Source organism: Pectinatus haikarae, from assembly GCF_015732185.1.
In the GTDB taxonomy this organism is placed as follows: domain Bacteria; phylum Bacillota; class Negativicutes; order Selenomonadales; family Selenomonadaceae; genus Pectinatus; species Pectinatus haikarae.
In genome coordinates this window covers 437,361-462,500 of record NZ_WIQM01000016.1, presented here as the reverse complement: position 1 = coordinate 462,500, position 25,140 = coordinate 437,361, and the positions used below count along the sequence as shown (strand labels likewise).

26 protein-coding genes, 2 tRNA genes and 2 rRNA genes are annotated in these 25,140 nt (G+C 41.1%); 15 read left to right on the top strand and 15 right to left on the bottom strand.

What is annotated here, in order from left to right:
* The first annotated feature begins 189 nt into the window (after positions 1–189).
* The 4 genes from I6758_RS12790 (at position 190) to I6758_RS12775 (ending at position 3,806) form a co-directional block, all read left to right on the top strand.
* Positions 190–3,113 (top strand): 23S ribosomal RNA (locus I6758_RS12790).
* A 366-nt stretch (positions 3,114–3,479) separates the two neighbouring features.
* Positions 3,480–3,596 (top strand): 5S ribosomal RNA (rrf, locus tag I6758_RS12785).
* 56 nt (positions 3,597–3,652) lie between these two features.
* A tRNA-His gene (locus I6758_RS12780) sits at positions 3,653–3,729 on the top strand.
* Position 3,730: 1 nt separating this feature from the next.
* Positions 3,731–3,806 (top strand) — tRNA-Trp (locus I6758_RS12775).
* A gap of 185 nt (positions 3,807–3,991) precedes the next feature.
* Here I6758_RS12775 and pdxT read toward each other — a convergent pair.
* Positions 3,992–4,558 carry a pyridoxal 5'-phosphate synthase glutaminase subunit PdxT gene (gene pdxT / locus I6758_RS12770; protein ID WP_196605641.1) on the bottom strand — a complete coding sequence of 189 codons (567 nt, stop codon included), beginning with the start codon at positions 4,556–4,558 and terminating at the stop codon, positions 3,992–3,994.
* Between the two features lie 2 nt (positions 4,559–4,560).
* The gene (gene pdxS, locus I6758_RS12765) at positions 4,561–5,439 is read right to left on the bottom strand and encodes a pyridoxal 5'-phosphate synthase lyase subunit PdxS (protein ID WP_196605640.1); all 879 of its coding nucleotides are present in this window, start codon (positions 5,437–5,439) and stop codon (positions 4,561–4,563) included.
* A 121-nt stretch (positions 5,440–5,560) separates the two neighbouring features.
* Here pdxS and pdxR point away from each other — a divergent pair, with 121 nt between their 5' ends.
* Together pdxR and I6758_RS12755 are read left to right on the top strand one after the other, a co-directional pair.
* Complete coding sequence (gene pdxR, locus I6758_RS12760) at positions 5,561–7,000, top strand: MocR-like pyridoxine biosynthesis transcription factor PdxR (protein ID WP_196605639.1); 1,440 nt, start codon at positions 5,561–5,563, stop codon at positions 6,998–7,000.
* Between the two features lie 248 nt (positions 7,001–7,248).
* Positions 7,249–8,940, top strand: a complete 1,692-nt coding sequence (locus tag I6758_RS12755; protein ID WP_196605638.1) for a diguanylate cyclase — start codon at positions 7,249–7,251, stop codon at positions 8,938–8,940.
* Between the two features lie 84 nt (positions 8,941–9,024).
* Here I6758_RS12755 and I6758_RS12750 read toward each other — a convergent pair whose 3' ends face one another.
* The 13 genes from I6758_RS12750 to I6758_RS12690 form a co-directional block, all read right to left on the bottom strand.
* Positions 9,025–9,372 carry a NifB/NifX family molybdenum-iron cluster-binding protein gene (locus I6758_RS12750; RefSeq protein WP_196605637.1) on the bottom strand — a complete coding sequence of 116 codons (348 nt, stop codon included), beginning with the start codon at positions 9,370–9,372 and terminating at the stop codon, positions 9,025–9,027.
* A 21-nt stretch (positions 9,373–9,393) separates the two neighbouring features.
* Entirely contained in the window at positions 9,394–9,876 is a 483-nt protein-coding gene (locus I6758_RS12745) for a low molecular weight protein-tyrosine-phosphatase (protein WP_196605636.1), read from the bottom strand.
* Positions 9,877–10,056: 180 nt separating this feature from the next.
* A complete protein-coding gene (locus tag I6758_RS12740; protein WP_196605635.1) occupies positions 10,057–11,478 on the bottom strand; it encodes an NADH-quinone oxidoreductase subunit N in 1,422 nt (473 codons plus the stop codon).
* Positions 11,478–13,016 carry a complex I subunit 4 family protein gene (locus I6758_RS12735; protein ID WP_196605634.1) on the bottom strand — a complete coding sequence of 513 codons (1,539 nt, stop codon included), beginning with the start codon at positions 13,014–13,016 and terminating at the stop codon, positions 11,478–11,480. The genes I6758_RS12740 and I6758_RS12735 overlap by 1 nt, the downstream gene beginning before the upstream one ends.
* Positions 13,017–13,018: 2 nt before the next feature.
* Positions 13,019–14,920 (bottom strand): NADH-quinone oxidoreductase subunit L, encoded by a 1,902-nt coding sequence (gene nuoL / locus I6758_RS12730; RefSeq protein WP_196605633.1) that lies wholly within the window; start codon positions 14,918–14,920, stop codon positions 13,019–13,021.
* Positions 14,921–14,931: 11 nt separating this feature from the next.
* Complete coding sequence (nuoK, locus tag I6758_RS12725) at positions 14,932–15,240, bottom strand: NADH-quinone oxidoreductase subunit NuoK (RefSeq protein WP_307224460.1); 309 nt, start codon at positions 15,238–15,240, stop codon at positions 14,932–14,934.
* Positions 15,240–15,755: an NADH-quinone oxidoreductase subunit J family protein gene (locus tag I6758_RS12720; protein ID WP_196605632.1), complete on the bottom strand. Its 516-nt coding sequence runs from the start codon at positions 15,753–15,755 to the stop codon at positions 15,240–15,242. Before I6758_RS12720 ends, nuoK begins: the two co-directional genes overlap by 1 nt.
* The gene (locus I6758_RS12715) at positions 15,745–16,152 is read right to left on the bottom strand and encodes a NuoI/complex I 23 kDa subunit family protein (protein WP_196605631.1); all 408 of its coding nucleotides are present in this window, start codon (positions 16,150–16,152) and stop codon (positions 15,745–15,747) included. The genes I6758_RS12720 and I6758_RS12715 overlap by 11 nt, the downstream gene beginning before the upstream one ends.
* Before the next feature lie 10 nt (positions 16,153–16,162).
* A complete protein-coding gene (nuoH, locus tag I6758_RS12710; RefSeq protein WP_196605957.1) occupies positions 16,163–17,155 on the bottom strand; it encodes an NADH-quinone oxidoreductase subunit NuoH in 993 nt (330 codons plus the stop codon).
* Positions 17,156–17,229: 74 nt separating this feature from the next.
* Complete coding sequence (locus I6758_RS12705; RefSeq protein WP_196605630.1) at positions 17,230–18,327, bottom strand: NADH-quinone oxidoreductase subunit D; 1,098 nt, start codon at positions 18,325–18,327, stop codon at positions 17,230–17,232.
* Complete coding sequence (locus I6758_RS12700; RefSeq protein WP_196605629.1) at positions 18,327–18,797, bottom strand: NADH-quinone oxidoreductase subunit C; 471 nt, start codon at positions 18,795–18,797, stop codon at positions 18,327–18,329. The genes I6758_RS12705 and I6758_RS12700 overlap by 1 nt, the downstream gene beginning before the upstream one ends.
* Entirely contained in the window at positions 18,794–19,294 is a 501-nt protein-coding gene (locus tag I6758_RS12695) for an NADH-quinone oxidoreductase subunit B (RefSeq protein WP_196605628.1), read from the bottom strand. Before I6758_RS12695 ends, I6758_RS12700 begins: the two co-directional genes overlap by 4 nt.
* Complete coding sequence (locus I6758_RS12690) at positions 19,285–19,638, bottom strand: NADH-quinone oxidoreductase subunit A (protein ID WP_196605627.1); 354 nt, start codon at positions 19,636–19,638, stop codon at positions 19,285–19,287. Before I6758_RS12690 ends, I6758_RS12695 begins: the two co-directional genes overlap by 10 nt.
* Before the next feature lie 448 nt (positions 19,639–20,086).
* Here I6758_RS12690 and ylxM point away from each other — a divergent pair, with 448 nt between their 5' ends.
* The 9 genes from ylxM to lepB all read left to right on the top strand — a co-directional run bounded on the left by ylxM (position 20,087) and on the right by lepB (position 25,114).
* Entirely contained in the window at positions 20,087–20,404 is a 318-nt protein-coding gene (gene ylxM / locus I6758_RS12685) for a YlxM family DNA-binding protein (RefSeq protein WP_231038714.1), read from the top strand.
* 20 nt (positions 20,405–20,424) lie between these two features.
* Positions 20,425–21,795 carry a signal recognition particle protein gene (gene ffh, locus I6758_RS12680; RefSeq protein WP_196605625.1) on the top strand — a complete coding sequence of 457 codons (1,371 nt, stop codon included), beginning with the start codon at positions 20,425–20,427 and terminating at the stop codon, positions 21,793–21,795.
* A gap of 17 nt (positions 21,796–21,812) precedes the next feature.
* Positions 21,813–22,088 carry a 30S ribosomal protein S16 gene (rpsP, locus tag I6758_RS12675; protein ID WP_196605624.1) on the top strand — a complete coding sequence of 92 codons (276 nt, stop codon included), beginning with the start codon at positions 21,813–21,815 and terminating at the stop codon, positions 22,086–22,088.
* Between the two features lie 15 nt (positions 22,089–22,103).
* Complete coding sequence (locus I6758_RS12670; RefSeq protein ID WP_196605623.1) at positions 22,104–22,331, top strand: KH domain-containing protein; 228 nt, start codon at positions 22,104–22,106, stop codon at positions 22,329–22,331.
* A 73-nt stretch (positions 22,332–22,404) separates the two neighbouring features.
* Positions 22,405–22,812, top strand: a complete 408-nt coding sequence (locus tag I6758_RS12665; RefSeq protein ID WP_196605622.1) for a YlqD family protein — start codon at positions 22,405–22,407, stop codon at positions 22,810–22,812.
* Entirely contained in the window at positions 22,784–23,305 is a 522-nt protein-coding gene (rimM, locus tag I6758_RS12660; RefSeq protein WP_196605621.1) for a ribosome maturation factor RimM, read from the top strand. Before I6758_RS12665 ends, rimM begins: the two co-directional genes overlap by 29 nt.
* Before the next feature lies 1 nt (position 23,306).
* A complete protein-coding gene (gene trmD / locus I6758_RS12655; RefSeq protein WP_196605620.1) occupies positions 23,307–24,041 on the top strand; it encodes a tRNA (guanosine(37)-N1)-methyltransferase TrmD in 735 nt (244 codons plus the stop codon).
* Positions 24,042–24,138: 97 nt separating this feature from the next.
* A complete protein-coding gene (gene rplS, locus I6758_RS12650; RefSeq protein WP_307224456.1) occupies positions 24,139–24,480 on the top strand; it encodes a 50S ribosomal protein L19 in 342 nt (113 codons plus the stop codon).
* Positions 24,481–24,571: 91 nt separating this feature from the next.
* Positions 24,572–25,114: a signal peptidase I gene (gene lepB / locus I6758_RS12645; protein ID WP_196605618.1), complete on the top strand. Its 543-nt coding sequence runs from the start codon at positions 24,572–24,574 to the stop codon at positions 25,112–25,114.
* Positions 25,115–25,140: the final 26 nt, after the last annotated feature.

Genomic DNA, 25,140 nt, shown 5'->3' with positions numbered 1-25,140 from the left:
AGACGAAACATATGAACTTAAGCTAAAAGGTGACATTTTAAGAGTGATCTTAGAATGTAACGGCAAAGCTGCAAGAAACATCATAATGCAAGGAAGGGCAAAGCTGAATGAAGAAAGTGTATTAATATACGCTGATGAGTGAAGCAAAGCACTGACGAAGCAAAATGGTATTAACGGCAGGTTTGACGAAGTTAAGCGAATAAGGGCATACGGTGGATGCCTTGGCGCCAGGAGCCGACGAAGGACGCGGTAAGCTGCGAAAAGGTACGGGGAAGAGCAAGCATCTAGTGATCCGTACATATCCGAATGGGGCAACCCGTCAGAAGAAGTTCTGACATCCGAAAGGAAGGTAAACCCGGGGAACTGAAACATCTAAGTACCCGGAGGAAGAGAAATCAAACGAGATACCCAAAGTAGCGGCGAGCGAAATGGGCAGATGCCCAAACCGTAACACTTCGGTGATACGGGGTTGAGGACCGGCAGAAATTAAGGAACGTTTAGCCGAATGACTTGGAAAGGTCAGGCATAGGAGGTAAAACCCCCGTAGGCGAAAAGCGGAACTTAAGGGCCGGGATCCAGAGTATCGCGGGGCACGAGAAACCTTGCGAGAAGCTGGGGGGACCACCCTCCAAGGCAAAACACTAACTGGCGACCGATAGCGCATAGTACCGTGAGGGAAAGGTGAAAAGAACCCCGGAAGGGGAGTGAAATAGAACCTGAAACCGTATGTCTACAAGCAGTCGAAGCTCCGTAAGAGAGCGACGGCGTGCCTATTGAAGAATGAACCGGCGAGTTACATTATATTGCGAGGTTAAGTGGAAGACACGGAGCCGAAGCGAAAGCGAGTCTTAATAGGGCGTTAAGTAATATGGTGTAGACCCGAAACCGCAGTGATCTATGCATGTCCAGGTTGAAGCGCAGGTAAAAATGCGTGGAGGACCGAACCCGTGAGTGTTGAAAAACTTTGGGATGAGGTGTGCATAGGGGTGAAATGCCAATCGAACGCGGAGATAGCTGGTACTCCCCGAAATAGCTTTAGGGCTAGCCTCAAGGGAAGATTACAGACGGTAGAGCACTGATCAGGCAAGGGGGCGTAAAGCCTACCGACCCTAGTCAAACTACGAATGGCTGTAATAAAATACTTGGGAGTCAGACTGCGAGTGATAAGACCCGTAGTCGAAAGGGAAACAGCCCAGATCACCGGCTAAGGTCCCAAATGCTGTGCTAAGTGGAAAAGGATGTAGGACTTCATAAACAACCAGGATGTTGGCTCAGAAGCAGCCACCATTAAAAGAGTGCGTAATAGCTCACTGGTCGAGAGGCTCTGCGCCGAAGATGACCGGGGCTCAAGCACAGAACCGAAGCCGTGGCAGGATATAGAAATATATACTGGGTAGGGGAGCATACTGTATGCGACTGAAGATGTACCGTAAGGAGCATTGGAGCGTACAGCAGAGAGAATGCCGGTATGAGTAACGAAAAGAACAGTGAGAATCTGTTCCACCGAAAGCCTAAGGATTCCTGGGCAACGCTCGTCGTCCCAGGGTAAGTCGGGACCTAAGCCGAGGCACAAAGCATAGGCGATGGACAACAGGCAAAAATTCCTGTACCACTTCGGATCGATTGAACGAAGGAGTGACACAGAAAGCAGTTTGAGCGCGCGAATGGAAGAGCGCGTCGAAGCCGGTAGGCTGCATGGCAGGCAAATCCGCCATGTGAGAAGGCTGAGAAGTGATAGATAGGTGAATCTACGGAGGAACCGAATTCAAACGAGCTACGCTGTCGAGAAAAGCTTCTAGTGAGAGAAGAAGTGCCCGTACCAAAACCGACACAGGTAGGCGCGGAGAGAATCCTAAGGTGCGCGGGACAACCCTCGTTAAGGAACTCGGCAAAATATATCCGTAACTTCGGGAAAAGGATAGCCGCAGACGGTGAAACCCGAACGGGTGGAGCTGAAGGCGGTGGCACAAGAGAGGCCCAAGCGACTGTTTAGCACAAACACAGGTGCCTGCGAAAGAGAAATCTGACGTATAGGTGCTGACACCTGCCCGGTGCCGGAAGGTTAAGAAGAGGAGTCAGGAGCAATCCGAAGCCCCGAATTGAAGCCCCGGTAAACGGCGGCCGTAACTATAACGGTCCTAAGGTAGCGAAATTCCTTGTCGGGTAAGTTCCGACCCGCACGAAAGGTGTAACGACTTGGGCACTGTCTCAACGAGGGACCCGGTGAAATTGAAATACCTGTGAAGATGCAGGTTACCCGCGACTGGACAGAAAGACCCCATGGAGCTTTACTGTAACCTGGCATTGATATTCGGTAAATAACGTACAGGATAGGTGGGAGACTTAGATACATTGGCGCAAGTCAGTGAGGAGTCATTGTTGGGATACCACCCTTTATTTAACGGGCATCTAACTGAAAGAGTAACGATCTTCAAGACAGTACCAGGCGGGCAGTTTGACTGGGGCGGTCGCCTCCGAAAGAGTAACGGAGGCGCCCAAAGGTTCCCTCAGCGCGGCCAGAAATCGCGCAAAGAGTGCAAAGGCAGAAGGGAGCTTGACTGCGAGACCAACAAGTCGAGCAGGTGCGAAAGCAGGGCTTAGTGATCCGGTGGTACCGCGTGGAAGGGCCATCGCTCAACGGATAAAAGCTACCCTGGGGATAACAGGCTAATCTCTCCCAAGAGTCCATATCGACGGGGAGGTTTGGCACCTCGATGTCGGCTCATCACATCCTGGGGCTGAAGCAGGTCCCAAGGGTTGGGCTGTTCGCCCATTAAAGTGGTACGTGAGCTGGGTTCAGAACGTCGTGAGACAGTTCGGTCCATATCCATCGCGGGCGAAAGAAACTTGAAGGGGGCTGCTCCTAGTACGAGAGGACCGGAGTGGACGAACCAATGGTGTACCAATTATCCCGCCAGGGGTACAGTTGGGTAGCTACGTTCGGAAAGGATAAACGCTGAAAGCATCTAAGCGTGAAACCTGCCTTAAGATGAGGTTTCCCAGAGCCGTAAGGCTTGGAAGGCACCTTGAAGATGACGAGGTAGATAGGCCGGGAGTAGAAGTATGGTGACATACGAAGCGGACTGGTACTAATAAGCCGAGAGCTTAACTTAATTTCATCTATAAATGTTTGGTCCTGATTTCTTCTGTGAAGTTTTGAGTGTGCAAGATCACTCATGAAAGTATATAGGTAAAGGGAAAGCAGCAGATTAGTTCCTGGTTTACTTTATATATGAGCACTAAGGTGCAGAAAAGAACGTTTGAGGAAACGCGGCGTTCGTAAACTCACTTTGCGTGCTGATTATCTCAATGCTAAAGCATTAAGATAATTTTAGAGGAAACGCGCGTTCACTAGCGTTCACTCTGCGTACTTTATTTCTAAGTGCTGAAGCACTAAGAAGGGCAAGGAAACGCGTCGTTCGCGATGCTCACTTTGCGTACTTCATCTCTAGACTGCTAAAGCAGTAAGATCTGAAGCATCTGGTGGCGATACCTGGATGGATCCACCTGTTCCCATTCCGAACACAGTAGTTAAGCATCCACAGGCCGAAGGTACTTGGGGGGCAGCCCCCTGGGAGATTAGGTTGCTGCCGGTTCAGTTTATATCAGGTTGTCATTTTGATAACCTGATATTGCTTTTTCTATTAATATGGTGGCTATGGTGAAGCGGTCAACACGGCGGATTGTGGCTCCGTTATTGCGTGGGTTCGATCCCCACTAGTCACCCCATAGGGGTATAGCTCAATTGGTAGAGTAGTGGTCTCCAAAACCATTGGTTGAGGGTTCAAGTCCTTCTGCCCCTGCCATAGAATGTGCAGCCAGATTTTCAATAGAGAATCTGGTTTTTTGTATATATTTTTATATAATAACGCAGACAATATACTGGCTATTATATTAGTAAAACAATTTAAGGAAATACAGCATAACTTTTAGAGCAGGGCAAATGCCCTGCTCTTTTTGTATAAAAATTCTTAAGAAAAAGTATATCCGATCAACATAATTCAACAAAATATTTATGAAAACTGTTATCTGCGGTCAGTTCAGGGTGAAAAGAAGTGGCCAGCATATTTTTTTGTTTCGCTGCTATAATATGTCCGCGTGTTTCTGCCAGGATTTCCACTCCTTTATCTGCCTTGTCGATATATGGTGCACGAATAAATACCATAGGTATTTCATTTGCCGATACATGTTTGACACGCTGCATTGCGGTAAAGCTGTCCAGCTGTCCGCCGTAAGCGTTGCGGCGGACAAGTATGTCCATAGCGTTAAGATAGGTTTTTTTCTGATCACAGATATGTTTAGCTAATAAGATCATACCTGCGCATGTTCCCCACACCGGCATACCAGCATCTATTTTCTTATGTAATGGCTCCATTAGGCCAAATGCTTCCAGCAATTTTCCTATAGCTGTGGATTCACCTCCGGGAATGATAATACCGTCAATTTGATCAAGTTCATCTTCACTTCGTATCTTGCGGCCCGCTGCACCAACTGCTTTTAATTTTTTCAGATGTTCATCGACAGCTCCCTGCATAGCCAAAACACCTATTTTTTTCATTATTACCAACCTCTGTCAGCAAATTTTTCCTTTTCGTCAATTGATTCGATATTAATTCCCACCATAGCCGGTCCAAGGTCTTCGGAAATTTTTGCCAGTCTCTGCGGGTCATTATAGTATGTGACAGCTTCTACAATCGCTCTTGCTCTTTTCATGGGATTTCCTGACTTGAATATACCGGATCCCACAAAAACACCGTCGACCCCAAGCTGCATCATCAATGCTGCATCGGCAGGGGTTGCAATGCCGCCGGCTGCAAAATTTACCACAGGCAGAGAACCATTATCGTGAACGTATTTGATGAGATCGATTGGTGCGCCAAAGTCTTTAGCTATACTCATAAGCTCCATTGGGGAGGCCAGTTTGACACGGCGTATATCATTCAACATAGTACGCATATGTGTTACTGCTTCTACCACATTGCCAGTGCCGGCTTCTCCTTTCGTTCTTATCATTGAAGCCCCTTCACCTATGCGCCGCAGGGCTTCTCCCAAATTTCTTGCCCCGCATACAAAGGGGATTTTAAAAGAAGCTTTATCAATATGATTTGTATTGTCCGCAGGTGTGAGAACTTCAGATTCATCTATATAATCTATTCCCACGGCTTCCAATATCTGCGCTTCAACAAAATGACCTATCCGTGCTTTTGCCATAACTGGTATGGATACAATTTCTTTTATTTCACGGATCATTTTCGGATCGGACATGCGTGCGACACCGCCTTCGCGTCTGATATCAGCAGGGACCCGTTCAAGCGCCATAACAGCAACGGCACCTGCTTCTTCCGCCGTCTGGGCCTGTTCCACGTTGGTGACATCCATGATTACGCCGCCTTTAAGCATTTGAGCAAGATCTTTGTTTAATTGATATCTTGATTCCATAAAATTTTAGCTCCTTATTGACAAATTTTGGAAATTTATTAAAATAGAACTGTACTAGTACAATTGTAAGATGATTTTAATAAATTTTCTTATTTTAACAAATATATGGAGTAAATGCAATATGAAAAAGGAATTCAATGACTTTGTATCGATACAATTAATAAGAAATACAAAAGAAGCATTATATGTTCAATTATATAGTGAACTTTTGAAATTAATTCGTTCAGGAATATTTGCTCCGGGATATAAACTTCCACCTGTGAGAAAATTGGCTGATTATTTATCTATAAATACAGGAACAGTAGTAAATGCATATAAAGAATTGGAAAAAAATGGTTTTATTTTTTCCGCAGCAGGCAGCGGCAGTTATGTTTCTGAGCAGCCTATGGCTGTTCATTCAGCTGTTGACTATGAGTTTGATACAGCTAAAATATATACCCCGGAATTATTGGATCCCAGAGAAAATATATCTTTTATAAATATGCGCAGCATATCGCTGAATCCTGATATTGTATCTGTGGACGAATTAAAAAAAGTTCTTATAAAAATATTGGATCGGGATCAGGGGCGTGCCTTTACCTATCAGGAAAGTCAAGGTTTTTTTCCCTTGCGCCAGTCTATTGCCCAATATTTGCGGAAAAGTAAAATTTTTACAGATGCTCATAATCTGCAAATAATTTCGGGAGCACAACAGGGAATTGATATAGTTTCGCGCACTCTGTTAAATCATGGTGACTATGTGTTCACTGAAACGCCAACTTATCCGGGAGCTATGGCTGCTTTTTTGGCAAGAGGAGCAAAAATAATAGATATACCTCTTGAAGAGGATGGTATTGATCTAAATGTATTGGAATCTCAGCTGCGCCGGTTTCATCCCAAACTTATTTATTTAATGCCGGTGCTGCAAAATCCATCAGGTTGTTCGTATAGTTTGAAAAAACGAAATCAACTTTTATCATTGGCGCGGTATTATAATACTTTTATTTTGGAAGATGATTATATAAGTGAATTATCATATTGTCCGTCACCTTTATTTCCACTTAAATCACTTGATAGGGATGACAGGATTATCTATATAAAAAGTTTTTCTAAAATTTTTATGCCGGGACTGCGGATCGCTTTTTTAAATATGCCGGAATGTTTATCAAAGAAGTTGTTGCAAGTAAAATATATTGCCGATATTTCTACATCCGGTTTTACTCAGAGAATATTCGATCTTTATCTGCGTGAGGGCCTATGGCAAAAACATGTAGGTGATATTAGACGAATATATAGTGCGCAATTTGATTTTGCCTATAATACGGCAAAACAGTATCTGCCGGCCACTGTATCTTGGAGAAATCCACACGGAGGACTTTCTTTTTGGCTAAAACTGCCAGAGGGAGTGACTGCTGATGAATTATGCAGGACAGCGGAAGATAACAAATTATTGTTGACAGATGGTACAGGATTCTATCCGCGTCATATTGACAGGCAGCATATACGGATCAGTTTTGCGTCACTTTCCCTCCAGCAGATAGAAACAGGCATGCGCATATTAGGCGGACTTTTGGGGAAATGATTTGTCGTTCATTATTGAATAATGATTTGTGTTCAGCGTTGTTTCATTTGTATAAGTAGATATATTTTCTCTAAAATATGCTATAATTAGACTTATTGCTTCTCATTTTTATGCGTTGCCGGTTATAAAAATTTACGGCATAATAATTGCTGCGAATTTAAATATAGTTGGCATGAAAAAGATTTTGCTGAATATTTTGAGTGTGGATGCAGTAGTATTATTTTATTTATGATAACTGGGGGGATAATATGTTGTTGCTGCATTTTGAAAATGATAAGTCATTTTCAAAAAGAATTTCTGATATTGCTATGCAAGAAGACTTTTCATATGAACGTACAGATGAGTTTGAACAAGCATCAAGAAGGATAAGTGAGAAAAAATTTGATTTGCTTGTAATTGATCAGGATATTCATCGCATATTGAAAAATGATTTTATAAAAAAACTGACATCTACCGGATTCGTATATCCGCCTGTTATTATAATCACAGCAAAAGATAATCTCAGAATAAAAAAGCAATGTTTTAATATGGGGATCATGGCCTATTTTAAAAAAGACCAATTCAATTCTGCCAGTTTTGTACGTTATTTGCAAACTATAAAAAAAGAACGGGAAAATATAAATCTGATAAAAACGTTCAAAATAGCAGTTATTGATGACAGCCGTTTTTCAATTGAGATAATAAAAACATTTTTCAATACACATGGTATATGCAATGTCGATTATTATCAGAAGCCATCAGAATTTTTAAAACATGCCATGGAATACAATTTTTTTCTGATAGATTTAGTAATGCCTGAATATAATGGTGATGATGTTATTTCGTATATTCGTGAAAAAAACGAGGAAGCTATTATTATTTTGGTTACTGCTTATAATAATGAAAATATTCTGCCTCATTGCCTGAGCGTTGGCGCTAATGACTTTGTATTGAAACCACTTGATTTCAAAATGTTTATGGCCAGGATAAAATCATGTGTCAGTCAATATTATCTCAAAAAGGAATTGCTTTCAAAAAATGAAAAACTTTTTAATTTGGCTACTAAAGATGCTTTGACGGGATTATATAACAGAATATATTTTATCGAAACTTGCCAGAATAAATTAAAAGAAATTAACAGGACAAAGCAGCCTTTATCATTTATCTTATTGGATATAGATCATTTCAAGACAGTAAATGATCGTTATGGTCATCTTAAGGGAGATTTTGTGCTCAAGGAATTGTCATGCGTATTAAATGATAATTTACGCGCCGCAGATATTTTATGCCGATGGGGCGGTGAAGAATTTATTATCCTGCTCATAAACACGGATGTGACTTCGGCAACAAATGTTGCCGAAAAAATACGTGCGATCATAGCAGGGCATTATTTTAAGGAAATAGGTGCTATTACGGCAAGCTTTGGCGTGACGCAGTACCGCGAGAATGATGATGACGAAACAATTTTTAAGAGGACAGATAATTCACTTTATCTTGCCAAGCTTACAGGAAGGAATAAAGTCATAAGCGATGAAGAACTGAAAATAATATATAATGATAAACCGACGACTATCCAATGGGGTCCTTTTTTCAAAAGCGGCAACATCCATATTGACAGGGATCATCATCGGCTTATAAGTGTTTCCAATCAAATTATACATAGCTGTTTTTCCGCTGCTGAATCCAAAAATCCTGCTGATTTGTTTATAACACTTGGCGAGGAGCTTAAGAATCATTTTAAGCGCGAGGCGGAAATCTTGGCCAAGGCGGGTTATCCGTTATATCTCAAGCATAAAGAAAACCATAGCTTATTGCTAAAAAATGCAGATATTGTCTTTAGAAATCTGAAAGACGAAAAAATAACTTTTATTGATGCTGCAAAATATCTTATTCAGGAAATTGCGGTAGGACACATAATTAAAAGTGATTTTAATTATTATTATATATTCGGCAGAAAATAAATCGTTTCAGCAACAAAATTGCCTTAGAGAACAGAGTGAGTGTTCTCTAAGGCAATTTTGTCATTAGATTTATTTTTCCTGGTTTCAGTTGTGGCTGTCGTGATGGTCACATCGTATATCGGCATCGTATTGGAGACTGCCCATAAGATAATCATTGACAGCTTTATCGGTTTTTCCGGTAACTCCACCAAAAAATTGGATCCCATTCTGCTTCAGCAGGTCTTGAGCGCCGCTGCCGATTCCTCCGCAGATAAGAATGTCAATTTCCTTTTCTTTAAGGATGTCGACTATCTTCCCATGCCCGCTGCCGCTGACAGAGATCATTTCTGTATTGATTATGGCATGTTTGCTGACTTTGTAGAATTTAAAAGTTTCCGTTTTTCCAAAATGCTGAAACACTTGTTCTTTTTCATAAGGTACTGCTATGATCATATTGGCAAACCTCCTGCTTATTCATTGACTGGATTTCGCTGTTAATTTGGTATCCTTAATAATATATTGCAAAAAAGCCATGCAGCCTTTCGCTATATCATCATAAGTACAATCAAAATCTCCCGTGTACCAAGGGTCCGCTATCTCACTGACATTGTCTGTAAAAGAAAGCAACAAATGAATTTTTCGTGCTGAATCTTTTTCGATGATCGATTGCAGTTCACGTATGTTCTGCCTATCCATGACTAAAATATAGTCGTATTTCAGATAATCTGCCTGGGTAAATTGTATTGCCCGGTGCACAGTATAGGGAATTTTTTTCTGCCGAAGTTTGGATTTTGTTTCAGGATGCATATCACGGCCGATTTCTTCGCTGCTGGTGGACGCTGAAGTTATCAGAAATTGCCCTTCCTGTTTACGGTGCCGCAACAGATCTTTCATAACAAATTCGGCCATAGGACTTCGGCAGATATTACCGTGGCATAAGAAACATATTTTTACCATGTATTCCTCCATAGAAAAATTATGAATACTTTTCAGGCGCATCAATCAAATTTTTGATCGACGGTATGTCTGGGATCAATCAGTGATTCAGTACCAAGTGTGATGTGACTACAGTATTATTATAACTTATCAGTCAGGTTTTAGCACTTTTTTTAAGGTTTTTTCCGGGTGGTTTTTAGATTATTTTAGAAATGTAACGGCTGCAAGATTTGTCAGTACGGATAAGTATTGAGGCCATATACCAAAGAGCACGGTGGCTGTCATACTGATTAAAATGGCAGTGCGCAAGGAACTGGATATATTGATATTGACGGGATCAAGTATGTCACTGTACATTACTCTGACTACCTTGAGATAATAATAAACGGAAAGCATAGACATTATAAAACCAACAAATGCCAACCATAGATAGCCATGCTCGACAGCTGCCATGAATAAATAAAGTTTACCGGCGAAGCCTGCAGTAGGGGGAATACCAGCCATAGAAAGAAGCGATACAGCCATGACCATAGCCAGAAGGGGGGAACTTTGCGAAAGTCCCGCAAAATCATCATAGTTAGTACCTTTTTTGTAGAATTCAACAACAGTAAGAACAGCAAAGGCACCTGCATTTGCCAAAATGTACAGAAAAGCATAAAACAGAACGCCCTTTATGCCCTGCAGGCTTGCGGCACAAATCCCTACAAGCATATATCCTGCTTGAGCAATGGAGGAATAAGCCAGCATTCTTTTAATATTTTTTTGCCGCATTGCAGCGATGTTGCCGCCGATCATGCAAACAGCTGCAAAAACGGATAAAATCGGCAGAAAATAATCGGCTGCCGGCCAAAAAGCCGCAAAAAGTATACGCATGAAGACGGAGATAGCAGCTGCCTTTGAACCCATGGCTAAAAGAGCGGTAACCGGTGTGGGAGCACCTTCATATGTGTCTGGAGACCACATATGAAAAGGGATGACAGACATTTTGAAAAACATGGCAGAAATTATCATCATCATTCCTGCTATGCTGAGCAACGAAAAAATGTCAGGATTTCCGTTTATTGCAGAGAAAGAAAAACTGTGAGCCGTTCCGTAAATAAGACTTATGCCATAAAGCATAACAGCAGTGGATAATGAGCCTATAATAAGATACTTAATAGCCGCTTCAGAAGATTTTTTATCATTCATACTGAAACCGGTCAAAGCATAAAAGCTTATAGTCATAAGTTCCAGACCGATAAACATAGTCAGAAAGTCATTGGCTGAAGCAAGTATCATCATGCCTGCAAGCGCAAATAAAAGCATGGAATAAAATTCACTTTTGTATTTTATAGACTCTGTGTAGCGTAAAGAAAAAAGAATAGTCAGAATGACAGCCAGTAAAAAAAGCTGTTTGAAAAAGATGGCATAATTATCATAATAGAACATATTCTGGTAAAAATAAGGAGAAGCTGTAATATGATACTGCCAGAACAGGCTTGCAGCCAAGACTGATAGAACCAGTAGGGCTGTATAGCCAAGAGACCGACGAGTTTCTCTAGATGGCAGCAAGAGATCAAATACCGTCAAGAGCAATGCCAAAATCGAAACAGTAATTTCCGGATAAATAACATATAAATTCATTACCATATCCCTCCTAAAGTAAAGAGCAGGGAAGGGGCCGCGTTTAATCTGTCAAGGAATGGTCCTAAGGGTGATATACCGCTGTTTATCGGAGCCAGCAAAAGCTGCGGAAACAGGCCGAATAAAATGAGAACGGCACTCAATAGAAACAGAGGGACTAATTCGGCACCCTTCGCATCATTATAACAATCGAATCTGCTGTCCCGCGGTCCGAATAAGATTTTCTGCAAAACCCGTAGAATATAAATAGAGGTGAATATTATACCCGATACGGCAGCAATTGCCAGAACAGGATATTTGGCAAATAAGCCGACGAAGGTAGTATACTCTGGAATGAACCCGATAAGTCCCGGCAGACCGACAGAAGACATACCTGCCAGCATGAAACCGGTAGCTATTTTTGGCATTTGGTGGGCAAGTCCGTGCAGCTGCTCCGTACTGCGCATATGAGTTTTTTCATATACATAACCGATCATAGCAAAGAATAACGCGCTCATAATACCATGTGCTACCATATTGGCTACAGCTCCGCTTAAACTGATGGTGTTGAGAGCCGCAAAACCTAAAAGCACATATCCCATATGAGATACAGAAGAGTAACCGACTACATATTTAAGATCTTTTTGGACAATCGCTATATATGCCGCATAGATAACATTGGCGAGACCCAGCAATATAATCAGCGGAGCCCAGAATTTTGCGCCCTCCGGTAAAATTAAAAGACCCAGGCGTATAAGTCCGTAACCGCCGATTTTTTTCAAAACACCGGCGTGAATCATTGAGACAGCTGTGGGCGCACCGGCGTAACCGTCTGGAGACCAAGTGTGAAAAGGGAACATTGATAAAAGAGTACCAAAACCGAGCAGCATAAGCAAAAAAACAATTATTTGAAATTGCTGACTTAAGGTTCCGTAAAAATGCGCATTGGCTAAAGCAACAATATCAAATGTGCGCATACCGGGAGGAAATGCCTGAAGATATAAGGCAATTATGCCGACCAGCATAAAGGCGGAACCTATTAAAAGATACATTGTGAGTTTCATGCCGGCGTATTCTTTGCTTACTTTTTTAGTAGAACCCCATACTATCACCATTATATAAATAGGAATAACCACCAGTTCATAAAAAAGCAAAAAGATGAATAGGTCCATGGCAATAAAAGTGCCTGTGACACCGGCTATCAGCAGTAATAGTAAAATAAAGAATTCTTTCGGCCGTTTATTGATATTCCAGGAGCTGAATACAGAGGCCAGACCGATTATGTTCGTTAAAAAAAGCATGGGCAGGGATATGCCGTCTATACCGACAGAATATGAAACGCCAAGATCGCTTATCCAGGGAATTTTTTCTGTGAATTGCAGACCTCCTGCTGAATTGTCATAAGAGATGTACACATAGACCGTCAGCAGAAAACTTATCAGCATTGCCGTGGCAGATATGATTTTTATGGTTTTTTCTGAGGAGGGGGGGACAAAAAACAAAAGAAATATAGCCAGAACAGGCATCAGCAAAATTGTTGACATAAAAGGGAATTCCATTGTTATAAAACGCCTCCTCCGGCAGTAATGCCGCTTATTTTATTAAAATACAGGATACCGCAAAGCAGGAGAATAATTACACCGCATAAAAATGCAGCCGCATATCTTTGTGTCTGGCCTGTCTGTATTTTTCCTAAAAGTGTACTGGAAAACAGGACTAATCCCGAAATAACATTTATTATGCCGCCTATGATATAAATATCGATAAAATACATTACTCTGCCTATTCCATCAATAAAAAAGCGGCATAAGACAGCATAAAATTCATCAATATAATATTTATGAAAACTTATTGTATACAATACGCCCATCCTGGCAGCTATGCAATCGGCAGACCATTTTTTTCTGACATATATATTCCAGGCGAGGATGAAAGCAAGAAGCGGCAAAACGGCGGAGAGTACAGCTATAGATATATCCATATGCTCAGGCTGCGGCGCACCAAAGCGAATCCAATAACCAAAATCATATATATAGCCGCCAAGACCGCTTACCAGTGATAAAACTGCCAGAAGTACCAACGGGATCTGCATAAAGCAGGATATATGATGCAGCCGCATATTGGTTTTTTCGCCGAAAAAGACAACAAATAATAGTCTGGCCATATAAAAAGCCGTCATAAAAGCTGTTATCACAGCTATTATATATATAGGTGTGTTGACTGACAAAGCAGCCGATAAGATTTCATCCTTGGAAAAAAAACCGGCAAACGGAGGAACACCTGATATTGCCAGGACACCGATTGTCATTGTGATGAAGACAATAGGTATTTTTTTACGCAGACCGCCCATTTTGAAAATATCGGCTTCATCATTCATCGCATGCATGACGGCACCGGCACAGAGAAAAAGGAGTGCTTTGAAAAAAGCATGTGTGAAAAGATGAAATAAAGAGGCTGTCAGGGAGCCAACTCCCAATGCCAGCATCATGTAACCCAGCTGGCTTATCGTGGAATATGCCAGGATACGCTTTATCTCGCGTTGGGATATAGCTATGCTGGCACCGAAGAAAGCAGTAAAGGCACCGAGCCATGCAATAAATTCCAGCAGAGCGGGTACGGATGCAAACAAAAAATATGCTCTTGCGACCAAATAAACACCGGCTACTACCATTGTTGCGGCATGTATTAATGCAGATACCGGTGCAGGTCCTTCCATAGCATCGGGAAGCCATACATGCAGGGGAAATTGTCCTGACTTGCCGATAGGTCCTATAAAAAGCAGGATGCCTATTATGGTTAAAGTACCAGTTCCGTACGAAGCAATATAAGAAGGAAGCAGCTGTCTCAGTTCAAGAAAATCGACAGTACCAAAAACAGTCTGCAGCAGCAAAATACCTATGAGCAGACCAAAATCACCTATACGTGTGGTGATAAATGCTTTTTTTGCTGCCTCTCTTGCGGCAATACGCTGATAGTAAAAACCGATCAGCAGATAGGAACATAAACCTACCAGTTCCCAAAATATATACATTTGCAGGAAATTTGCGGATATGTTCAGGCCAAGCATAGAAGCACTGAACAGCGATATATAAGCAAAAAAACGTCCGAAACTCTTATCGCCCCGCATGTAGCCTATGGAATATATCTGTACAAGCAGGGAAACGAGTGAAACGACAAACAGCATCATCACGGAGAGCGGGTCGATCAACATACCCATTTCAAAATGCAGACCGGCTGCTTCTGCCCAAATGACATGCCCGACAAACGGAGCATCCACACTGATACCGCTGCCGATAACAGCTATTGCTGCAAATATTGCCAAGATAAAGCTGACAGCAGAAGCAAAAACAGCTATGCAGGCTGACAGAGCAGACCATCTCTTAAAGAACAGACCTATCAGAACGAACGCTATAGCCGGCATTAAGGGAATAAGCCACGCGTTGGTGAGTGCAAAATATTCCATTTTTCTGCCTCCTATCCTTTCATGCTGTTCAATTTATCAATATTGACTGTTCTAAAGTCACGGTAAACACGGAAAATAAGTGCCAGCCCCACTGCAACTTCAGCAGCGGCCACTGCAACAGAGAAGAGAATCATTACCTGCCCTGAAAGATCAGGCATAGGCAAAAAATAGTTGAATGCTGCTAAATTGATGTTTACTGCATTGAGCATAAGTTCAATGCACATTAATATTGAAAAAAGATTTCTTTTTATCAATATTCCATACAGACCGATGCAGAAAAGCGCTGCACTTATTATCAGAAAATGTGTTATGCCGATAATCATTTTTCATCAGCTCCTTTCGCTAAAACGACAGCACCTATCATAGCAGCCAGAAGCAGTACTGCCGCTATTTCAAAAGCCAGCATATAGCGGTCAAGCAAAAGTTCTGCTAATGCTGAAACGGTATCATCGGGAAGAGTCACTGTATTTAATGTCGGCAAAGTTCCTGCGGTTATAAATATATAGGACATCAAGAAAAACAATATGCCTGCAAGCACAGATGCGCGAAAAATGTATTTCTTTTCCGGCATGCTTGTTCGTTCCATAGTGGTCCTTCTGGTTATCATTATGCCAAGAACTATTAAAATGACGACAGTACCGGCATAGATCATTATCTGAACCGCTGCCAGAAAATCGGCATTGATCATCGCGTAAAGACCGGCAACGGATATAAAACAAAGAGCCATAAACAGCGCGGAATGGACTAAATTACGGCAGTATATTATACCCAATGCGGAGAAAAGCATAACTGCGGCTAAAAAGTAAAATAAACCTGAGGATAAATCAATATTCATTGTTTTCGTCCTCCTTGTTTCGTTTTACAGCATCATATGTCAGCTCTTCTATATGATAACAGGCGATTTCATAATTTTTATCCCAAGTTATCGCTTTTGTAGGGCAGGCTTCTACACAAAAATTGCAATATAAACAACGCCCCGATTTATGTACATATTTTTTCATATGCCGTTTTTTTTGTTCATCAATTTCTACCGTCAAGGCCAACGCTTCGTTAGGACATGCCATAGCACATAATTTGCAGCTGATACATTTTTTTTCATTCAAAATAAGTCTGCCACCGCGAAATAAATCGTTCATCACCAATTTTTCTTCAGGATACTGAACAGTTTCCTTTCTACTGAAAAAATGTCTGAGGGTAACAGACAGTCCTATTAATAGACCTTTGCCCTGCATATCACTCACCTCAATATATCCATTTATATATATATATGCCTATTCCTGTGGCCATTATATTAAACAGAGCCAAAGGGAGCAGGACCTTCCAGCTCAATGCCATCATTTGATCGATTCTTGTACGGGGAAATGTCCATCTTATCCACATAAATACGAAAATGACGGCAAAAACCTTCAATATAAACCATGATATTCCTGGCAGAAAAGGTCCCTGCCATCCACCTAAAAATAAAGTAACAGTTAAAATAGCAGCAGCAAGAAGATTGGTATATTCTGCAAGAAAGAATAAAGCCCAGCGCATACCACTGTATTCAGTAAAAGGACCGGCTATTATTTCTGCCTCTCCTTCGACAAGATCAAAGGGAGTGCGGTTTGTCTCCATGAGCATGGCAATTATAAAAATAATGAAAGCCAGTGGTTGGACGGCAATAAACCATATGCCCGATTGGGCAGAAACTATATCGCTCATACGCAGGGAACCTGTCATCATTACGATGGCCAAAATGGAAAAGGCTATAGGGATTTCACTGCTCAGCATCTGTGCTACAGCCCGCATAGCACCCATAAATGAATATTTGTTTTCCGATGCGTAACCACCCAGTAAAAACAGAAGAACACCTTGCGACATGACAGCTATTACAAAAAATATACCGATGCCTATGTCTGCAAAAATTACACCGTTGTCAAAGGGAAATACAGCATAAACTAATGCAGCGGGAATAAACAGCAGCATCGGTGTTATACCCCACAGCAATTTTTCTGCTTTGGCGGGAACTATATCTTCTTTTGACATCAGCTTTATCATATCGGCAACTGTTTGTAAAAGTCCGAATGGGCCTACACGATTAGGGCCAAACCGATCCTGTATGAGGCCGCATATGCGGCGTTCCATATAGACCTGTATGATAACAGCCAAAGAAATAACAGCAAATATTACTACTATTTCCAGCAGCACTATAAAAAGCTGCGCTATAAATATATTACCAAAAATAAATTCTGCGATCCTGGTTAAGAAAACCGTAAGATTTACAAGCAATCCTTCATGCACATTCTTCACCTGCCCTTATTCAAGAAATTTCAGCAATCAACTTCACCCAAAATCGGATCAATGGTGGACATAGCCACAACAACATCACCAACAAGATAACCCTTGCATAATATATTCAATGCCTGCAGATTGATAAAAGACGGTCTGCGTATATGAATACGGTAAGGTTTTGCTGATCCGTCACTTACTATATGATAACCGACTTCACCGCGCGGTCCTTCAGTCGTATCGTATATTTCGCCCTTGGGCGGGCGGAGCACCTTAGGAACTTTTGCGGTAATTTGTCCATCCGGGATACCGTCAAGAGCCTGCCGTATTATTTTGGCGCTTTCACTTATTTCTTTTACTCTTACAATATACCTGTCCCAGTTATCACCGTTCTTTCCCAGCGGCACGGAAAATTCAAAATTGTCATAGGAACTGTAAGTATTATCTTTACGTAAGTCATAATCGATGCCGCTTGCCCTGAGCATAGGTCCGGTTATTCCTAAACGCCGTGCCTGTTCGCCTGACAGCAGAGAAGTTCCTTTTAAACGATGCTGGAATATCTCATTTCCGGTCAGCAGATTGTTATATTCGTCAAGCATTGAAGGCAGATCAGCTAAAAATTTATTGATCATATCAACTATGGCGGATGAGAGATCACTTCTCACACCGCCGATCCGTATATAACTGTAAGTCATACGAGCGCCGCAAAGCTCGTTGAAGATGTCAAGAATACGCTCCCTGTCGCGGAACGGATAGATCATACCCGTAGTTGCACCTATATCTACAGCGAGTGAACCGATAAAAATCATGTGGCTGGCTATACGATTCAGTTCAGCCATAATAACTCGCAGATACTGTGCTTTTTCCGGAATATCTATAGCGGCCAGTTTTTCTACAGCATGGCAGTAGGAAAAATTATTGTTCATGGCCGATACATAGTCTAATCTGTCAGTATAGGGCAGACATTGAAAATATGTGCGGGCTTCCATTAGCTTTTCTATGCCGCGGTGCAGGTAACCCATGCAGGGAACAGAATCGACAACTTTTTCACCGTCCAATGTAAGCAGTACCTGCAATACTCCATGAGTGCTGGGATGAACAGGCCCCATAGACAACTGGTATGTTTCTGTTTTTATCATTACCCGTTCTCTCCTTCTTTTTCAGCTTGTCTGTAAGATTTTTGCAGGGGGTAGCCAATAAAATCATCAGGCAGCAATATCCGCTGTAAATTGGGATGGTGAAGAAAAATAATGCCCATGAGGTCATATTGCTCCCGTTCATGAAAATCGGCCTCCGGCCAAAGAGCGGTCATAGTTTCTAAGGCTGGCGAAGCTTTTGCCAGGGGTACTTTTACCATAAGTTCCTCGGAATTTATTCTGCTGGTAAGATCGTAAACAACTTCAAAATAGTCATCATAATCAACAGCAGTGATATTTGAGAGCATGTCAAATTTATGCTGAGTATTGAGGCTGTGCATGATTTTTGGAAAATACGGCAGCGACCTTATAATAAGGGAGGGATTTTCTGCTGCATCGTCAAAGTCGATATCCGTCGGAAAATCTTTTTTCAATGTATAAAGCTTATCCCTGCCCATATAGCGCCTTTTCATTTTTTCACCTTCTGTATTATTTCCGGATGACGTATTTTTTCCTTTAATTGGAGCATTCCATAGATCAGTGCTTCAGGCCGGGGCGGACATCCCGGAATAAAAACATCAACAGGAATAATTTTATCTACACCTGGTACTACAGAATAGGCATCGGCAAAAGGTCCGCCTTCGTTGGCGCAGCTTCCCATAGCGATTACATATTTAGGATTCGGCATCTGTTCATAAAGACGTTTTAAGGGAGGAGCCATCTTCCAGGTCAGCGTGCCCGCTACGATAAACAGATCGGCTTGGCGCGGTGACGGACGAAATACTTCATAGCCGAATCTTGCCAAATCAAATCTTGCCGCAGCTGCGCACATCATTTCTATGGCACAGCAGGACAGACCCGATGTCAGCGGCCAGAGAGAATTGCTGCGTGCCCATTTAAAAAGACCGTCGATTGTTGTGATCATAACATTATTTTTTAACACATCCGGCACTATATCGACTATTTCCATGTCAAAGCTCCTTTCTTCCATGCATAAGCCAGACCAACAGCTAAAATACCTGTAAATATAAACATTTCCACCAGAGCGAATAGACCAAGACTGGCGAATTTTACAGCCCATGGAAATAGAAAAATAGTCTCTACATCAAATACTACAAAAATGATTGCATATAAGAAATAACTGATCCGGTATCGGGTCACGTTACGCCCTACAGTATCCACACCGCATTCATATTGTGAATTTTTTTCCTCGTTAGGCTGACGGGGCTGAATTAACAGTGGGACTATCATTGCCATGACAGGAAATAATGACGCAGCAATTAATAATATGAGTATTTTAGTAAATTCAGACATATTCTCACCTCCGTTTTAAAATTTATGAAGAACTTAATTTATATAAATAGATTTTGAAAAAAATCATTTTATATATCATTTGAAAGACAATGATTATTTTATAACATAATTAAATATTATTGTAAAATATATTTTGTTTATATTGTATTTGGCTATGTTATAACTTCATTTATAATATTGTAACAAAATTACAATGAAAATTATAGTGCATTCTTTTATATAATGATAAAAAATAATGTATAATGTTTTTTATATGTAATGTTTTAATAATAATTTATAATAATAATTAAATTATATTAATATTATATTAAAAAATAAAAATATAATATCAAAAATGCTGACAAGTATATTTACTTGACAATACTGCAGCGTTTAGATATAATGTCTTAAAGTTTAAAAATCAGTTGCCGAGGTGTTTAACGTGTTAGATAACTTTTTGCGGCTGAGCATGCTCTTTGATTTTTACGGAGGGCTTCTTACAAAAAAGCAGCAGGAGTGCCTCAGAATGCATTTATACCAAGACTTATCTCTTTCTGAGATAGCTTCTTTAATGAATGTTTCCAGACAGGCTGCCTATGATACCATTCATCGCTGTGAGGCTATTCTTGAAAATTACGAACAAAAATTGAAGGCGATGGAAAGAGATAAGTTGATAAAAGTTTCGCTGCAGGATATTATGGATGATGTGGAATCACTGAAAGCTGACTTCCAAATAAAAAAAATCAGTGGTACAGAAGAAAAAATAAAGAAACTATTGGAATATTGATTTTGGAAGGAGGAATTTAATTGATTTTTGAATCTCTGGCGGAAAAATTGCAGAATACTTTTAAAAAGCTGCGCGGACACGGGCATTTGTCAGAAGATGATGTCAGTACAGCGATGCGTGATATTCGTATGGCATTGCTTGAAGCCGATGTAAATTTTAAAGTAGTAAAGGATTTTATCGCAAAAATAAAGGAACGTGCTATCGGGGCAAATATACTGGAAAGCCTCACACCGGCACAGGCTGTAATAAAGATAGTCAATGAAGAACTTACTGAACTCATGGGCGGTTCTGTCAGCCGCATAAATATTGCACCGAACCCGCCCACAGTCATAATGATGGTCGGGCTGCAGGGTGCGGGTAAAACTACGTCCGTCGGCAAGCTTGGCATAATGCTTAAAAAACAGGGCAAGCATCCGCTGTTTGCTGCGGCAGATATTTATCGTCCGGCTGCCGTAAAGCAATTGCAGGTTTTGGGGCAGCAGCTTGAGCTTCCAGTTTTTAGCATGCCTGAAGGCACCGATCCGGTTGTCATAGCTGAGAAAGCACTTGAGTACGCGCATTCTCATGCTAATGATGTAGTTATCATTGATACTGCAGGACGTCTTCAGATTAATGAAGAACTTATGCAGGAATTGAAATCAATAAAGAGCATAGTTCATCCGCATGAAATACTTCTTGTGGTTGATGCTATGACAGGTCAGGATGCTGTTAATGTTGCCGAAAGTTTCAATAATGATCTTGGTCTTGACGGCGTGGTTTTAACAAAAATGGATGGCGATGCCAGAGGCGGAGCTGCACTCTCGGTAAAGGCCGTTACCGGCTGCCCGATAAAATTCGTCGGGACAGGTGAAAAACTCGATGCTCTGGAGTCTTTTTATCCTGACCGCATGGCTTCACGGATACTTGATATGGGAGACGTTCTTTCTCTCATAGAAAAAGCGCAGGAAACTTTTGATGCTGATGAAGCAAAAAAAATGGAAAAGGCGCTGCGTAAAAATCAATTTACGCTGGATGATTTTCTGAACCAGATGCAGCAAGTAAAAAAATTGGGATCTCTTGACAAGATTCTCGGCATGCTGCCGGGAATGGGCGGGCTTAAGAAAAAACTCGGCGATGTTGACATGGATCTTAAGAACAATAAGGATATCGCTCATATCGAAGCTATTATAAGGGCAATGACTCCTGCCGAAAGAAATAATACAAATATAATAAATGGCAGCCGTCGTAAGCGTATAGCTGCGGGCAGCGGCACTAAAGTGCAGGATGTCAATAAATTATTGAAGCAGTTTGCCGAAATGAAAAAAATGATGAAAAAAATGACCGGACTTAAAGGGAAGAAGGGTATGAAAGGTCTTCCAAAAGGTTTGGGCAATATGAAATTTCCATTTTAAGGAGGTGAAATATCAAAATGGCAGTAAAAATTCGTTTAAACAGAATGGGTGCTAAAAAGAATCCTTTTTATCGCATCGTTGTAGCTGATTCCCGCGCTCCGCGCGATGGTCGTTTTATCGAAATCGTAGGTAACTATGATGTAACGAAAGAACCGGCTGTTGTAAATATAGATGAAGAAAAAGTCATCGACTGGATGAGTAAAGGTGCACAGCCTACTGATACCGTAAAATCATTATTATCCAAAAAAGGTATAATGGCTAGATTCGCTGAAACAAAAAAAGCGAATAAGTAAGAAAGAGGCTATGATATGAAACAGCTTATTGAGCTTATAGCAAAATCTTTGGTTGATAATCCCGATATGGTGATCGTCAATGAAAAAGATGACGGCAAAACTATCATTTATGAACTTTCCGTTGCAGATGATGATATGGGAAAAGTAATTGGTAAACAAGGCCGTATTGCTAAAGCAATGCGTACTGTCGTAAAAGCCGCGGCAGCTCGCGAATATAAAAAAGTCATAGTTGAAATCATTTAATACACAGCGGCAACGGACTTTGCAAAAAGCCTTGCCGCTGTTGTTATATACTAAAAATCAGGAGGCTTCTAAAATGGAATCCATAACCTTGCAATGTCCTATAACAGTAAAAGCGAAAGTAACCGAAAAATTTAAGACAGATATGCTGCATAATCTCAATCGGCAGATAGAAAAAGTTGATGCTGAAGTTTCTCATATAGAAAAAGATATGAAAAAAGTCTTGTCTGAACAAAATACAGGTGATGTTCAGCGCGTTTCCATGCTCTTACAGCGCATGGAGGAAGAAAAACAAAAAAGATTGTCCTATAAAGATAATCTTTTAAATAAAATCACCGACACGGAAGAACTTGAAATTGGCGCAGAAGTCGTTCAGGGCACACTGCAGCGTCTGGTAGAAATAAAAATAGGCGATACGATGCCGGAAATAATGAATACGGAGCTCTTGGTCGAAGATGGAAAAATTATCGAAATGCGTGACTGATAAAAATTTTATTGTTGTTGGAAAAATAGGTAGACCCCACGGTATAAGAGGAGCTATACGTGTTTATCCGCTCACTGATTTCCCTGAGAGGTTTTTAAAAATGCGCAGTGCTTATATAGACGATACCTTAGTAGAAATAAATACTGTCCAGTATCATAATGACTTTATCATAATGGATATAAAAGGTTTTGATGACAGGGAAAAAGCAGCTGCGGCCACGGGAAAACTTCTGCGGGTAGAACGCGGAGAAGCAGCTCCTCTTGCCGAAGGTGAATATTATACTTTTGATATAGTCGGACTCAAGGTCTGGAATGAAGAAGGTATTGTATTGGGAACAATAATAAACGTACTGAAAACGGGCAGCAATGATGTCTATGTTATAAAAAGTACTGAGTCTGCCGAACCTATTTTGCTGCCTGCATTAAAAAAAGTGGTCACCAAGATAGACATAGAACACAAACGTATGGATGTTATATGGCCGGAAAAAGATTGACATGAAAATAGACATAGTGACTTTATTTCCCGAGATGTTTCATGGACCTTTTGGACACAGTATTATTAAACGGGCTGCTGATAAAAATATTATTGATATATTTTTTACAAATCCACGTGATTTTACTTATGACAAGCATCATCAGGTAGATGATGCGCCTTTTGGCGGTGGGGCTGGAATGGTTTTAAAGCCAGAACCTTTTTTTCGCTCTGTGGCAAATATAAAAAATGCAATTCCGCCGAAATTTACATCCCGTGTACTGCTCATGTGTCCGGGCGGGCAGACATTTTCACAGGAGAAGGCCCGGCAGCTTTCGCAATACGATTCGTTGATCTTCATTTGCGGACATTATGAGGGATTTGATAATCGCATAACAGAAAAATTAGCCGATGAGATAATTTCCATAGGTGATTATGTTTTGACAGGAGGCGAACTCGCCTGCATGGTTATTGTTGATGCTGTTTCGCGTATGCTTCCCGGAGTTCTTGGATCAAAGGAATCGGCTTCCACAGATTCTTTTTATAATGGATTATTGGAACATCCCCAGTATACGCGGCCTCGTGAATATAAGAAAATGCCGGTGCCTGATATTCTATTTTCGGGAGATCATTCTAAAATAGCTCTTTGGCGAAAAAGTAAAGCATTGGAAGAAACGTTTTCAAAACGCCCTGACTTGCTGGCCGATTATCCTCTGACAAAGGACGAAATAGCATTGCTGGAAAAAATGAAAAAATGATTGCACCGAAAATTAAATTATGCTAAACTTAGAAGGTATCGCAGTCGGTCCTCTGGTTTGCATTGCCACGAACGGCTGATATTAAGGAGGAAAAATGATGAATATTATCCAAGTATTGGAACAGGAACAGCTTAGAAAGGACATTCCCCAATTTCAACCGGGAGATACAGTTCGTGTACATGTAAAAGTAGTTGAAGGTACACATGAACGTATTCAGATGTTTGAAGGGGTTGTTATTGCCCGTCAGGGCAGTGGCGTACGCGAAATGTTCACTGTAAGAAGAATTTCCTACAGTATTGGCGTGGAACGTACTTTTCCGGTACACTCTCCGCGTCTGGAAAAAATTGATGTCGTGCGCAGAGGCGTTGTACGCAGAGCAAAACTTTACTATTTACGCAATCTTACAGGTAAAGCTGCCCGTATCAAGGAAAGACGCTGATAGTTTATTATTGGGGACTGTGGCTTTATGGCAGTCCTTTTTTATATGCAGTTGTGATTTTTGCGAAAAGTTTATATGTTGGAGGCCGAATATGAATAAATCATTAGGCGCGGAAATAAAAGACTGGATCATATCAATAGCTATTGCAGTAGTATTGGCCTTGTTTATACGACATTTTATCGTTGAACTTTATCTTGTTGACGGACCTTCTATGCAACCGACATTGGTAAACCATGAACGTTTGGTAGTGAATAAATTTATCTATCGGCTGCGTGAACCCAAACGGGGAGAAATATTGATTTTTCAATATCCCAGAGATACCAGCCGAGATTTTATTAAAAGAGTGATAGCCCTTCCCGGAGATACTATTGAAATAAAGGATGGGCATGTTTTTGTTAACAACGAACTGCAGAATGAACCCTTTATTCTTAGCCAGACAAGAGGCGATTACCCTCTCACAACTATTCCTGAAGGGCATATCTTTGTAATGGGAGATAATCGCAACAATTCTGAAGACAGTCGGTTTCCCGACGTGGGTTTTGTACCATTCAATCTGATAAAAGGAAAAGCTGTCCTGGTGTTTTGGCCGCTGAGTGAACTGCATACACTGGCCATGGCTGCAGAAGGAAAATAATTAACAGCGGATTGTTCCGGCGCCGG